Raw genomic sequence first — 13,996 nt, 5'->3', positions numbered from 1 at the left:
GCCATAGGTCATTATTTCCAGTTCATTATTAAGCGGTAGCAGTATGACGAACAAAAAACAGTACGATTACATCATTGTTGGCGCAGGCTCTGCTGGTTGCGTTCTGGCCAATAGGCTGACCGAAGATGGTAACCATCGGGTGTTAATCCTTGAAGCTGGCGGTAGTGATAAAAGTATCTTTATTCAGATGCCCACCGCCCTATCCTACCCGATGAACACTCCCAAATACGCTTGGCAGTTTCATAGCGAAAAGGAGCCCTATCTAGATGGTCGTTCAATGCACTGCCCTCGCGGTAAAGTGCTCGGGGGCGGCTCCTCTATTAATGGTATGGTGTATGTCCGCGGTCATGCCTGCGACTTCGATGAATGGGAAGCTCAGGGCGCCGCTGGCTGGGGTTATCAACAGTGTCTGCCCTACTTCAAAAAGGCAGAGAGCTGGGATCACGGTGGCGATCAATATCGCGGTTCCACCGGTCCGCTAACCACCTGCGGTGGTAATGACATGCAGCTCAACCCGCTTTATCAGGCCTTTATCAATGCCGGAGAAGACGCGGGCTACCCTACCACCGAGGATTACAACGGTTACCGTCAGGAAGGCTTTGGTAGCATGCATATGACCGTTAAAAACGGTGTGCGGGCGTCCACAGCCAATGCTTACCTGCGTGATGCCATGAAACGCAGTAACCTAACCCTGATCAGCGGTGTGCTCACCCGTAAGGTGGTGTTAGAGGGTAAACGTGCCGTGGCCGTCGAATATGAGAAAGACGGTCAGATCACGCAGGCAACGGCGCTTAACGAGGTTATTCTAGCGGCAGGCTCTGTCGGCTCACCGCAACTACTGCAACTATCGGGCATCGGGCCAGAGAAAGTACTTCAAGACGCGGGGGTCGAGGTGATCCAAAACTTACCTGGGGTCGGCGAAAATCTGCAGGATCACCTAGAGGTCTATTTCCAATACCACTGCCAACAACCGATCACACTGAACGGTAAACTCGACCTGTTCAACAAAGGCTTGATCGGCGCTCGCTGGATGCTGTTTAAGGATGGCCTCGGCGCAACCAATCACTTTGAGTCCTGTGGCTTTATCCGCTCCAGAGCGGGCTTAAAGTGGCCCAATATTCAGTATCATTTCCTACCGGCGGCCATGCGATACGATGGTGGCAAAGCGATTGAGGGTCATGGTTTTCAGGTGCATGTCGGCCCTAACAAACCCGAAAGTCGTGGTCGAATCCGAATAACATCCGCCGATCCTAAAGCAAAACCGAATATCCTCTTTAACTACATCGGTACCCCTCAGGATAAACAAGACTGGCGGGATACGATCCGTCTCACCCGGGAATTGCTCAATCAACCCGCGATGGATGCATACCGTGGCGAAGAGATTCAACCCGGCGTTGGCATTGAGTCCGATGAAGCGATCGATCAGTGGGTGCGTGAAAACGTAGAGAGCGCCTATCACCCATCATGCAGCTGTAAGATGGGGGCGGATAACGATCCGATGGCCGTACTGGATAACCAGTGTAAAGTCCGAGGTATCGAAGCGCTACGGGTCGTTGATTCATCTATCTTCCCAACGATCCCCAATGGCAATCTAAACGCCCCGACCATCATGGTGGCCGAAAAAGCAGCCGATCTCATTCTTGGTAAACAACCATTACCTGCGGCCCATGTTGATGTCTGGATTGATGATCAATGGCAAAACCGTCAACGTCTAGGTAATGCCAAAAGACCGCTCATACAAAACCATTAAACGACACCGGCAGAGCTTTGTTCTGCCTTGCTGCACAGGGACTGTTGCAGCGTTAAAAGCAACACAACAGAAGAGAACACTAGCGCACCTATTTTAATGAAAACAAAGGTATTCACGCATGAATGTACAACGGAAAAACACCAGTTCAACACCGATGATTAACCGCTTCACTCGCGTATTAGGGCTTACCGTCGCCAGCCTAACAGCCTCTACCGCCTTTGCCGGACAGTGCGATAACATTCGCTTCTCGGATGTCGGTTGGACCGATATCACCGCCACCACCGCCGTCGCCAGCGAGGTCGTTACCGGCCTAGGTTATACACCATCGACCCAACTGTTGTCCGTACCCGTCACCTACACCTCATTAGCCAATGGTGATATCGATGTCTTTCTGGGTAACTGGATGCCCACCATGGAAGCGGATATCGCCAGCTACCGTGAAGCAGGCACCGTTGAAACCGTTCGCGCTAACCTAGAAGGGGCAAAATATACGCTAGCCGTGCCTAAATACGCTTATGACGCAGGCTTAAAAAGTTTTGCTGATATTGCAAAATTTAAGGATCAACTCAAAGGCCGCATCTACGGTATCGAGCCTGGTAATGATGGCAACCGTTTGATTCAAGGAATGATCGATGACGGTGCGTTCGGCTTGAAAGGTTTCAAACTCGTTGAATCCAGCGAAGCCGGCATGATCTCTCAGGTCAGCCGTTCAGCAAAACGTGAGCAATGGGTTGTCTTCCTCGGTTGGGCACCACACCCGATGAACGCCAATATCGACATGGAATACCTCTCCGGTGGCGATGATGTTTTTGGCCCGAACTACGGTGGCGCCAACATTTATACCAATGTGCGTCAAAACTACACCCAAGAATGTCCGAATGTCGGCCACCTCCTGAAAAACCTATCATTCAGTTTGGAAATGGAAAACCAGATCATGGGTTCAATTTTGGATGATGGCATGAAGCCTGCTTCCGCAGCCCGCGCTTGGTTAAAAACCCACCCTGAAGTACTGAACAACTGGCTTGAAGGTGTCACCACTTTGGATGGCAAAGCGTCACTACCCGCTGTGCGTCAATATTTAGAACTTTAGTACGCTGGGTTTTCAACAGCTGCAACACTCTTCAAGCGCTATCGGATTAGCCAAGTACCAACAGACTTCATCCGATAGCGAGGTGATCTTTACCCGTCGATATTCACAACGCTAACCTGAATATCGGCAACCCAACTATAAAAAGGCAGTCGTATGAACTGGATTACAGAACATAAAATCCCATTGGGTAGCTGGATGGAAGCTTTCGTCGATTGGCTGACGTTTAACGCGGCGGGATTCTTCGATGCGATATCTATCTCCCTCGAGTGGGTCATCCTCTCGGTTGTGGATATCTTTCAGTGGTTTCCACCCTATGTGCCGATGATAATGGCGGCAGCGGTTGCGTGGGCTCTGCACCGCAGCATTCCACTGGTAATCTTTGTCGTCGTAGCACTGCTATTAATCTTAAACTTAGGTTATTGGCAGGAGATGCTCGAAACCTTCGTACTGGTGTTGACCGCCACCACTATCTCGGTGGTTGTTGGTATTCCCATTGGTATTTTGGCCGCCCATAACCCCAGACTCTATACCTACCTGCGCCCCATACTGGATATGATGCAGACCATTCCCACCTTTGTTTATCTGATTCCTACCTTGGTGCTGTTTGGTTTGGGTGTGGTACCCGGTCTTATCTCAACCATTATCTTTGCCATTGCGGCCCCTATTCGCCTGACCTATTTAGGCATTAGTAAAGTGCCAGATGAGCTTATCGAAGCCGGTAAAGCCTTTGGTGCCACGCCTTCCAAACTACTCTTTAAGGTTGAACTGCCAGCGGCGATGCCGAGTATTATGGCGGGAATCACCCAATGCATCATGCTGTCGTTATCGATGGTAGTTATTTCCGCGCTGGTCGGTGCTGACGGTCTCGGCAAACCGGTTATCCGTGCACTCAACACCGTGAATATCTCTCAGGGTTTTGAGGCGGGCTTAGCTATTGTGCTCGTCGCTATTATTCTCGATCGTATCTTCAAAAATCCCGGTTCTAAAGAGGAAGGTTAATCATGTCTGCTATCAGTATTCGCAATTTAGATGTGGTGTTCGGCGATAGTGTCGAAGCCAGCCTAACACTACTGGATCAGGGTAAAACCCGCCAGGAGATCATCGATCTAACGGGTAGCGTTGTCGGTGTCCATAACGCCAATATCGAGGTGGCTGAAGGCGAAATCTGTGTCCTGATGGGCCTTTCTGGCTCAGGTAAATCGAGTCTCTTACGGGCCGTCAACGGATTAAACCCCGTTAGCCGCGGTGAGCTGTTAGTACAAGATGGCGATCAGATGGTCGATATTGGCTCCTGCGATGAAACTACCTTGCGACATATGCGTACCCGTCGTATCTCAATGGTGTTCCAAAGCTTCGCCCTCATGCCTTGGTTAACCGTGCTGGATAACGTCGCCTTTGGTCTGGAGATGCAAGGCATCGGTAAACAGGAACGTCGTGCCAAGGCGATGGAAAAATTAGAGATGGTTGGGCTACATGAATGGAGCGACAAGTACGCCCATGAGTTGTCCGGCGGTATGCAGCAGCGGGTTGGTCTTGCCCGAGCCTTCGCCATGGACAGTGATATATTGCTTATGGATGAACCTTTTTCGGCACTCGACCCTCTGATCCGTAGCCAGCTCCAAGATGAGCTGATTGAATTACAGCAACGCCTCAATAAAACCATTCTATTCGTGAGCCACGACCTAGATGAAGCGCTAAAGATTGGCACTAATATCGCCATTATGGAATCGGCTGAAATTATTCAGCACGGCAAACCCGAAGATATTGTCCTGAACCCCGTCAATACCTATGTTGAAAACTTTGTCGCGCATACCAACCCGCTAAATGTATTGAAAGGCCGTTCACTGATGACCGAAACGGCTCAATTAGCCCGTGATGACGGTATGCTCATCCTTAATCCTAATGACAACACCCGTATTAGTCTCGATGCCTCAGGTCAGGTAATGTCGGCTAGCCGCCAAGATAAACCCCTAGCACTACATCACTGGCAGGAGGGCGAAAATATAGATGCCCTAGCAGAAGGCAGCCTTGTTATCGCATCACCCGATATCTCAATGCGGGCCGCCATCGAGATTCGCTATAACACCGGGCTCCCTGTACTGCTAACCGAGAACGAGAGTCTCGTGGGCGTGCTGTCCGATAAAGATTTATATCATGCCCTCTTAGGCAAGCACTTTACCTCTGACGCAGAAGTAACCAGCGGCTAACACCGATTGCTAGAGCGGAAACCTGAATAGGTAAACCGCTCTTTTTCATGACCCTGTTTATGCACTACCTGATTTATCAGGTAGCGGCAAAACTCACCCTAAATTCGGGCAAACACTCGGAAACATAACGAATACACACAAACTAAAACCGGAGATTCAACATGTTAAAGAAAATAGCCCTTACTTCCCTAATCGCATCATCGGCTAGCTTCGCACTGCAAGCCCATGCCGAGGTGTCGGCCACCGTCTCACTGGTATCTGACTATGTCTACAACGGCGTCAGTAGCACCGATGGTGATGCTACCTTTCAAGGAAGTGTCGATTGGTATAACGATGCCGGTTTCTATGTCGGTGCCTGGGCTTCAGGCTTAGATGAAACAGGCTACAGCAGTGCTGAAGTCGAAATAGATTACTATGCAGGTTACGCCAGCAGCATCAACGACGACTTTAGCTATGATGTCGGTTATGCCTATTATACCTACCCTGGCGCCAACGATACCGGTGCTGAGTTCGATTACGGTGAACTCTATGGTGCCATTACCTACAAAGAGAACACCACCGCCAAAATACTTTATTCTGATGATTACTTCGGTGAGGTTGGCAACTCGGTGGTGCTGATCCTGAGCCATACGTTCAACCTGCCTGAGGACTTTGCTCTGACGCTAGAGGCTTCTCACACCAAGTTATTAGAAGACGGTGGCGATTACTACTTTGGCTCTGATATTGATGATGATTCTTATAATCATTGGGGTATCTCTGTCGCTAAAAGTCTAGCAGGATTTGACCTAGCCCTAGGTTATACCGACACGGATATCGAAGATAACTATTGGGGTGACACCGCTGATGCACGGGCAGTTTTTAGCATCAGCCGTACCTTTGAATAAATCCACGCGCAGCTAGACTTATATAAAAACCAAGGTGGTAGTGGCACTCCCCTTCACACTTTATCACCGTAAAAAAGCCCCCGTTTAATTAAGCGGGGGCTTTTTATATTCACGCGGTAATTAATACGGTTTTATTCATTCATCTAAAGATAAAAACCACGATAAGCATTAAGCCAACTGTAGTGTCAAATAGTCAGAAATCATTCTCTGGGCCAACTCAGCATTAATACCCTCCGGCGATAACGCCCCTCTTAGCCAGATACCATCGATCAATGCGGCAATCCCTTGGGCCACAAAAATAGCTTTCTTTGCCGGTAATAACTTTTTCAATTCTAGTTGAAGGTATGAAAGCAGCCGCTTTTCGTTAACCCGCTGCAAACGAAACAAAGCTTCATCGTGCATCGATTGGGACCAAAATGCCAACCAGGTTTTAACGACTTTACTCTCCATCTGATCAGAGGAGAAATTCCCCCCGACGATCGCATGAATTCGCAATACCGCATCATCGGGGCCCGCCTCCTGCAAGCGCGTCTTAACGCCTTCAGACAGTTGTTTCAACACCGAACGCATGGTGGCTTCCAGCAAACCACTTTTACCGCCAAAATAGTGGTTAATGATGGCGGGAGAGACACCGGCATAACTACTAATCATCACCACACTGGCTTTATGTAAACCCACCGCATTAATCGCATCCATTGTGGCGTTAATTAACTGTGGTTTACGTATTTCAGACATTCCAACTTTAGGCATTAACCGAGATCCATATACTTAAATAGTCGTTTAATTAAAAATGCTCTTCTGACCATAAACTGTCAACCCATAATCAGACGCTATCACCGCTAACAGACAGAAATAAGTAACGATCTACAAAAGCGAGCTACGGCTTAAGCGGTAATAACTTTTTAACCTGCGCCTGTTCCGAGGCACTCAGTTCACCGTAAGGCTTGAAATAGGACCAACCATAACCCCAACGAAACTTGGTCGGCCAAAAAGGGCTTCCGCCAACTCTCACACCCGCCAGCATCAGCATCGCGACTTCCGGCTTACCAACCCCGGCCACACAGGCTTTTAATTCATTATCAGCATCTAGGCGTTGTTGATAAGTGCCACCTTGCCAGTAAGCTAAATCATGCTGCTCACAACAGGAAAGCCAAAGCGTATTCTCAGCCCGAGTGCCATTTGGAAACGAACTACAGCCGTCACTGGTAAAGGGTTTTAAATCTTCACCCCCGGTTGAGCAACCCGATATGATACCGATCAGTACAAACACTAGCAGATGTCTCATCCCTGCAATCCCCTTTCACTAAATTAGATACGATTCAATCTGTTGCATGGATAAGCATAGCCTTACTTGAGCATAGCTCTAGTTTAATTGACTATTTTTTAAGCAATTTCGCCAATCTTGCCTATACTTGTCTATTCCTGAACTAACAACCAGTGAGAGATAAAATGAAAGCCTTGCGTCAAAGAAATAAGCCCAAAGCACGTCCCGCCGAAGAAACTCATGAATCCATCAGCCAGCAAACCAATCAATTCCTACAACAGGGTGGCAAGGTCACCGTCGTACCATCAGGCTTTAGCGGCATTCCTCGCATGCAGGGTTCACAGCAGAAAACGGATAGCAACCATTAAGCAAAAACAACGTTCATTCGTCAGCTAACTTTTCCTGTAATTCAGCAACGGTTTTTTCAAGTACTGAGATGCGCTCCTCCAATGCCTGTATCGTCTCCTGACTGATACGCATCGTTGGCGTGCCTTGCGAAGGCGCGCTGTACTCTGATGGATCAGCCGCTTCTACTTCGCCGCTAAACAGATGTGCGTAGCGGGATTCCCGCTTGCCTGGCTCTCTTGGTATGCGTACAACCAACGGATACTCTTCCCGCTCACTCATTTTTTGTAGTACAGCTTCTGTTTCATGGACGTCACTAAAACGACAGAGACGGTTAGTGCGGCTACGCAGCTCACCCGGGGTTTGCGGCCCACGTAGAAACAACGTACAAACTATCGCCAACTCCTGCTCACTCAGCTTTAGCTCGGAGAACTCCGTATTACAAAAGCGGTGTTTGTATTTAGCCACTCGGCTACCGAAAGCACTCTCTTCACGCATGAGATGTTTTTGCGTTAGCTCATCAATGACTGCCTGCACCTCAGTATCCGATAGATCCATCACCGGATCACGATTACTTTTTTGATTACAGGCGGTAGTTAGGCCGTTAAGGGTGAGAGGGTATTGATCCGGCGTGGTTTTCTCTTTCTCAATCAAACAGCCGATCACCCGCGTTTGCAACAGACTCAGATCCATATCCATGTTCTACCCTCTTACAATAAATTATTAACACTTTCATAAGGTTACCCTATTTCCAGTAAATGGCATCCTAATTATTCAACAACACTCCGTTTACTCGAAAGGGTTAAGCTGGTGATTTCAGCAACAGCCCCCTACACTGACAACCAGACATTCATCACGAGACGCCATCATGGATAATAAAATCAAACCACATGAAGCCTCGATTGAAGCGGTGTATATCGGTGAGCTATCGACCATCGGCCCAGGAAATACCGCCACGGGAATTTTCAAACATGCCTCGGACCAATGTCACGAAGTCGGAGAATTCGGCTTGAATGGCGATATCCAGGTGGATAAACGGGTTCACGGCGGCCCCGAAAAGGCGCTTTATCACTATCCGGCTGAACATTACGCCCTGTTACAAGAAGCCCTGCCCCATCTCAACGATAGCTTTATACCCGGCTCTATCGGAGAGAATATATCGACCCATGGGCTCATCGATACCGAGGTTCATATCGGTGATACCTTTCGGCTTGGCAGCGCTATTGTGCAGGTATCCCAACCCCGCCGTCCCTGCTGGAAGGTCAATCATAAATATGGCAACGCCCATATCGCCTCATTGCTGATGTCTGAGGCGATTTCCGGTTGGTATTATCGGATATTAGAAACCGGCCAGCTGCGTCGAGGAGATGACATTAAGTTTCTCGATCGACTGGATAACAGTATTCCGGTGGCTGAGATCTGGCAGATATTGTTGCAACGCTTGAATAAACAGCCGGGACCTTTAGTGAATGCTAAGATCCCTGGGCTGTCGGATGAGTGGCGTTTTGAGTAGAGGTTGCAAAGTATTCTAACGAACAGGTAAGCGCCCCTTAAAACGCACACGCACTCATTTATTCACTCATTCAACTAAGCATCATCGAGTTGCTTAAGTTTACGATACAGGGTTGCTCGGCTGATCCCCAGTTCTGCGGCGGTTGCCGAAATATTCCCCTCATGCTGCTCTAACACCTGTTGAATGGTTAACAACTCACTGGTTTTCAATGTGCCCCCACTCTGATGCTGCCCGAAGCACCCCATCGCATGAGCCTGCCCACTCAGCTCTTCAAGAAAGTCATCGCTGATATGGCTACTATCGATCTTCAGCTCATCGGGCTCCATAAAGGCGATAGCCACCCGCAGTGTTGTTTCCAGTTGGCGGATATTACCCGGCCAATGATAATTCAGCAGTTGCGCCATCATCTCCGCGTCGATATCTATCTGCCGTCCATCGGGCGTTAATTGCTGCAAGAAGTAGCGAATAAAGTCTTCTTTATCGGTGCGATCACGAAACGCCGGAATGCGCAAACAGACCCCGTTAAGACGGTAATAGAGATCTTCGCGAAACAAACCGTCCGCGACTAAGGCTTTTAGGTCTCTATGGGATGCACAGATAACTGCGATATCCAACGCAATCTCATCCCCGCCTCCCAATGGGGAGATGGTTCGCTCCTGTAAAACCCGCAACAACCGCGCCTGTAATGCCAGCGGCATATCGCCGATCTCATCGAGAAATAGCGTGCCGCCCTGAGCCTGTTCCAGACGCCCAACCATGCCGCCTTTCCGTGATCCGGTAAACGCGCCCTCCCGATAGCCAAACAGTTCAGACTCTATCAGCCCTTCGGGAATTGAGGCACAGTTAACCGCCACAAAGGCTCCTCGGCAGCGGCGGCTATCAAGATGCAGAGATTTAGCCATCACCTCTTTACCGGTACCGGTTTCCCCCTGAATCAAGACCGGCAATTCATGGGACAATGCTCGGCTGCCCATCCGGACACCTTTCTGTAACCGTGGATCTTGGCCTGCCAGTTCGCTCAAAGGTGGCGCATGCAGTGGCGCAGGTGAGGCTTTATGGCGATTTGACTTGAGGGGTGCCTTATAAGCGGTCGGTAAACTATTGGGGAAATGTAGTAACTCACAGTAAAAATCTCCGCCTCGGGTACGCAACTGACCACGCCCTTTACGGTGTAGATCGGTGAGCAACACTTCAGCGCGAACACCAAACAGCTCTTCGAGATTGCGTCCCACCAGTTGTTCCCGTTTCCGGTTAAGCAACTGACAGATTTGATCATTGGCCGCTTGAATATGACCGTCCAATTCCAGCGCTAATAAGCCCTGCCAAGACGAACGTAGATATTCTGGCCTTGAGTGAACACTCAGCACAATATGCTGTTGAAACTGCCCACTAAAGATACGGTTTTCGATAGATCGTATCGCCTGCTGTACGAGGCTGAGATTGGGCGGTAAATTTTGGTAATCCGTTGGCGATGTCAGATCGAGTACGCCAAGCAACTCCCCTTTCGGGTCAGAAATAGGGGCTGAGCAACATGAGAGATAACCAATAGAATCTAAGAAATGTTCATTACCCCGAATCATCAGTGGTGAGCGATTCACCACCGCCGTGCCTGGACCGTTCGTGCCCCGCAACTCTTCCCCCCAATGGGCCCCCGGCGCTAAAGCATAGCGGGTATTACTGTCCAGATGGCGGGTTTCCCCTTTGATTTTAAGGATGGTGGCGGACTCATCGGTCAGCATAACCAAGCCTCCATCGGCACGAAAATATTCGACCAGCTGTTTAATTTCGGGATGCGCAGCTTCAATCAGCCGGCGATTTTTATCTCTCAGGTCATCGATACCGTCTTTGGACAGATTTTCCAGATCCAGCGGCGCATCGCAATTAAGCCCGGCATTAACACTGCGTAACCAAGAATCTTCTATTTCGCTGCGCAATACCCCACTAGGCACCTCACCCTGTTCGATAAGGCGACTGCGCGCAATTTCCACCGTCTGAAGTTGATCGGGCGTCGGGGCTGTAACCGCTGTTTTTTTCATTATTATAATCACTCACCACGTCTAGGCTTAACGAGTCAAATATACACCATCTAATTTTTTACCGTATCACCTTAACGATAGCAACCCAATCCTCTTCATACGAACAAGCCAATAGCTGCTGATGGCTCATCATAAAATTCCCGTCTATAACAGGCTAAAAAACCCACGACACTGAAACAGTGCGTGGGAAAGCGATATCGAGGTAAGCAATAAAACCTGTTATCGCGGCTGAAGGAGCAGGGACTCCTCAATCATGAACAACCAACACTTAATAGAAGTACATCAGCACCGCCTGCAGGTACAGATTGCTATCATTATTTGCCTGATTTGCTTTTACCGCTGAACCGTCCGGTGTGTAATAACCAACCAGTGGGCTAAAGACAAAGTTGTCGTTAATCGACCAGAGGGCATACATATCAACTTCATGGCCGGACATATCCCCGGCATCATCCTGTTTGCCAAAATCCCAATACTGCATACCGAGAGTCAGATCGTCCCGAGGTTGCAGCAGTAGCTCTAAGCGATCAACATCATTACCGCTGTTCGCAGGCCCAGCATAGTTAGAGGCCACTTCACCCTGAAACCAAGTACCGAAGCCACGGGTTAAACCGAAAAATAGCGGATCAAAGGCTTCATTATCCGTGGTAGCACTATCATCTCCAGAAAATTCCGCATGACGATAGTTAAGCGTTAGTGACCAAGGTAGATCGGCAAAGGTCCAGCCGCCCTCTACATACCAAGCATTCGCATCGTTTTTAACCGCCGTATCGCCACCCTGCTCATCGACATATTCAAACGATAGGAACAGATTCTCAACCCCCGCACTACCCTGTCCACGCAGGCTGACAACATCCATCCCCTTACGCTGATCCCAAAGACCAAAACCAGCGCCTTGATCGACATCCAGTACCGACATATAGCTCAGTCCCAGCGTCCCATGAGTGTCATCGACCCACTCAAGGTTAACCCCGGCAAGCTCGGTATCCTGATGATAGGGGTTATCCGACTGCAACCAGAAAAGATCACTGCGTAATGGGCCTTGCAGATCAATTTTAAGTATGGCGGTTTTTTCAAAGCTTTTTTGTCCCGCTAAGTAGTAAGCACCGCCGCGATCCACATCTACACCGGAGATCCCCATATCTCCTAAGCTGATGGCATCGCCGGCTAAGATGAAACCATCGCCAATGGTGAAGGCTTGACGGCCGATAGAGAGATCAAATAGACCGGTACGGCTCTGCCAACCGATGAAAGCATTTTCTACCTTCACTTCACCCTCATCACCGCCGGTATAACCACCGGCATCGCCATCACCACCGGTGCCCAGCGCAATGAGTCCTAAGCCGCCGTAAATCGTGCCATTGTCGGTCGCCTGACGGCCAACCAGATCGCCTTTGATATAACCTTCTTGCCAATCGTTACCGCCATTATCAACGCCATCATAGTTTTCATTGGTGGAAAAAATGCCTGCCATCCCCTCCACATTAAACTCAACCGTTTTGCCATCTTGTTCATATACTGTGGCCGCTTGAGCCACGCCGGTGGCTAACAGTGCGCCAACCAAGAGGTTCACTCTAACAAAGTGTCTATTATTATTTTTCATCATCAAATCCCAGACAACAGGGTGCCGATAGCCTTGTTCAAGATAAAACAAAGAGCCAACACACCGCTGCGGTAGTTTTCAGGCAAAGCTCCCCCTTAAGCCACTCAAGATGAGTAGCGGCAAGGGGAGTTACCGTCTTAGAGAAGTTGTTTAGCGAACAAAAATCTGAGCCGTTGTGGTGGACATATCACCCCCCGGCAGCTCAATGGTCTTCAAATGCTCAAGGGAATCAGCATCAAACACCGCGACATGATTATTGGTCCCCGCGAGGTACACTTTACTGCCGCTCTGATTGAGCGTGACGCAATAGTAAGAATGCTCTAACTCTGCGGCTTTAATCAGTGTTTGTTTTTCAATATCATATTTGGCTAACCGGTTGAGTACGCCATACATAATATTGGGATCTTTCGGTGAACGAGTGCCGGTAAAATAGATCTCGGTTAACGGACCAAAATCTTTGGTTTCGGTAGCACCGGTTTCCAAATTGATATTGAAATAACCATAGATCCAATCCGCCGTATTCAGATCTTCAGAGCCTTTCTGGTAGCGTGCAGTGGTATACAAGATGGTGAAGTCTTTGGTCGGTGTTTGCACCGCCCAAACATTCAAGACATCCGGCTGAACATAGCGTTCCCGTTGCCAGTTACGGCTCGGTACGGCGACTTCATATTCACCCGTGTGTACATCCATTTTATAGATATCGGCACCCGCCATGTATAAACCGCCATCCTTACCCGTTTGCATGGCCGTCACGAGACGAGGTGACGGCAACATCCGTACCGGCTTAGCATCTAATCCGGCATCGGTGTTATACACCGCCAACCGAGTGGGTTGCACGACGTAATGATCCCGCTCCATTAAGGTGGGGTTTTGCACCGCATATAACTCTTTACCGTCATAGCTAAGAGCAAAGGCGTACAAGGTTTTGGTTCGCTCTTTAGGAGTCTGCGCCATTTTCGCGTGGAATGTCACCTCACAGGTGTCCATATTGACGCCATAGATATCCTCATATCCATTATTGAGGATATACGCCGTTTTCTTATCCGGAGCGACCTGCAAAGCTCCGGGGCCAAAACGATCCGGCATATCACAGGTTTTATAGAGCGTATCGGTCTGCAAATCTAACACTTGCATCTGATTCGGATAGTTCGCTACCACCATATATTCGTTGCCTGGTTTTAGCGCAGGCCCCTTGGCAGCAACCGCCAGACCACTGGTTAAAGTTGTTAATCCCAGCGTTAATGTCGTCAGCATGATCGTCATGCTGCGAGGAAGCATTATTCTTTGTCTCATCGTAAGCATCCCGT

Annotated in this window: 13 protein-coding genes; 7 read left to right on the top strand and 6 right to left on the bottom strand. The window is 49.1% G+C overall.

Going from position 1 to position 13,996, the window contains the following annotated elements:
* Nucleotides 1-43: 43 nt before the first annotated feature.
* The 5 genes from betA to EH243_RS15140 all read left to right on the top strand — a co-directional run bounded on the left by betA (nucleotide 44) and on the right by EH243_RS15140 (nucleotide 5,931).
* On the top strand, nucleotides 44-1,750 hold the full coding sequence (gene betA, locus EH243_RS15160) for a choline dehydrogenase (protein WP_126159510.1): 1,707 nt from the start codon (nucleotides 44-46) through the stop codon (nucleotides 1,748-1,750).
* A 154-nt stretch (nucleotides 1,751-1,904) separates the two neighbouring features.
* Complete coding sequence (locus EH243_RS15155; RefSeq protein WP_126159541.1) at nucleotides 1,905-2,840, top strand: choline ABC transporter substrate-binding protein; 936 nt, start codon at nucleotides 1,905-1,907, stop codon at nucleotides 2,838-2,840.
* A gap of 153 nt (nucleotides 2,841-2,993) precedes the next feature.
* Nucleotides 2,994-3,839, top strand: coding sequence for a choline ABC transporter permease subunit (choW, locus tag EH243_RS15150; protein ID WP_126159509.1), 846 nt, complete (start codon nucleotides 2,994-2,996; stop codon nucleotides 3,837-3,839).
* 2 nt (nucleotides 3,840-3,841) lie between these two features.
* Nucleotides 3,842-5,047 (top strand): choline ABC transporter ATP-binding protein, encoded by a 1,206-nt coding sequence (gene choV / locus EH243_RS15145; protein ID WP_126159508.1) that lies wholly within the window; start codon nucleotides 3,842-3,844, stop codon nucleotides 5,045-5,047.
* A gap of 161 nt (nucleotides 5,048-5,208) precedes the next feature.
* Nucleotides 5,209-5,931, top strand: coding sequence for a TorF family putative porin (locus EH243_RS15140; protein WP_126159507.1), 723 nt, complete (start codon nucleotides 5,209-5,211; stop codon nucleotides 5,929-5,931).
* A gap of 168 nt (nucleotides 5,932-6,099) precedes the next feature.
* On the opposite strand, the gene betI is transcribed toward EH243_RS15140, so the two are convergent.
* Complete coding sequence (gene betI, locus EH243_RS15135) at nucleotides 6,100-6,681, bottom strand: transcriptional regulator BetI (protein WP_126159506.1); 582 nt, start codon at nucleotides 6,679-6,681, stop codon at nucleotides 6,100-6,102.
* Between the two features lie 127 nt (nucleotides 6,682-6,808).
* Nucleotides 6,809-7,216: a hypothetical protein gene (locus EH243_RS15130; RefSeq protein WP_126159505.1), complete on the bottom strand. Its 408-nt coding sequence runs from the start codon at nucleotides 7,214-7,216 to the stop codon at nucleotides 6,809-6,811.
* A gap of 164 nt (nucleotides 7,217-7,380) precedes the next feature.
* Here EH243_RS15130 and EH243_RS15125 point away from each other — a divergent pair, with 164 nt between their 5' ends.
* Nucleotides 7,381-7,563: a hypothetical protein gene (locus tag EH243_RS15125; protein WP_126159504.1), complete on the top strand. Its 183-nt coding sequence runs from the start codon at nucleotides 7,381-7,383 to the stop codon at nucleotides 7,561-7,563.
* Between the two features lie 13 nt (nucleotides 7,564-7,576).
* On the opposite strand, the gene EH243_RS15120 is transcribed toward EH243_RS15125, so the two are convergent.
* Nucleotides 7,577-8,239 (bottom strand): YceH family protein, encoded by a 663-nt coding sequence (locus EH243_RS15120; RefSeq protein ID WP_126159503.1) that lies wholly within the window; start codon nucleotides 8,237-8,239, stop codon nucleotides 7,577-7,579.
* A 169-nt stretch (nucleotides 8,240-8,408) separates the two neighbouring features.
* Between EH243_RS15120 and EH243_RS15115 the strand changes: the two genes are divergently transcribed.
* Nucleotides 8,409-9,053, top strand: coding sequence for an MOSC domain-containing protein (locus EH243_RS15115; RefSeq protein WP_241235102.1), 645 nt, complete (start codon nucleotides 8,409-8,411; stop codon nucleotides 9,051-9,053).
* 74 nt (nucleotides 9,054-9,127) lie between these two features.
* Here the strand turns inward: EH243_RS15115 and EH243_RS15110 are convergent, their stop codons facing one another.
* The 3 genes from EH243_RS15110 to peaD form a co-directional block, all read right to left on the bottom strand.
* Complete coding sequence (locus EH243_RS15110) at nucleotides 9,128-11,089, bottom strand: sigma-54-dependent Fis family transcriptional regulator (RefSeq protein ID WP_126159502.1); 1,962 nt, start codon at nucleotides 11,087-11,089, stop codon at nucleotides 9,128-9,130.
* A gap of 268 nt (nucleotides 11,090-11,357) precedes the next feature.
* A complete protein-coding gene (locus EH243_RS15105; RefSeq protein ID WP_126159501.1) occupies nucleotides 11,358-12,689 on the bottom strand; it encodes an alginate export family protein in 1,332 nt (443 codons plus the stop codon).
* 150 nt (nucleotides 12,690-12,839) lie between these two features.
* Nucleotides 12,840-13,982, bottom strand: coding sequence for a quinohemoprotein amine dehydrogenase subunit beta (gene peaD, locus EH243_RS15100; RefSeq protein WP_126159500.1), 1,143 nt, complete (start codon nucleotides 13,980-13,982; stop codon nucleotides 12,840-12,842).
* Nucleotides 13,983-13,996: the final 14 nt, after the last annotated feature.

The organism is Amphritea opalescens (assembly GCF_003957515.1).
In the GTDB taxonomy this organism is placed as follows: domain Bacteria; phylum Pseudomonadota; class Gammaproteobacteria; order Pseudomonadales; family Balneatricaceae; genus Amphritea; species Amphritea opalescens.
The sequence above is the reverse complement of the archived record's forward strand: the minus strand, read 5'-3'. Positions and strand labels throughout refer to the sequence as shown.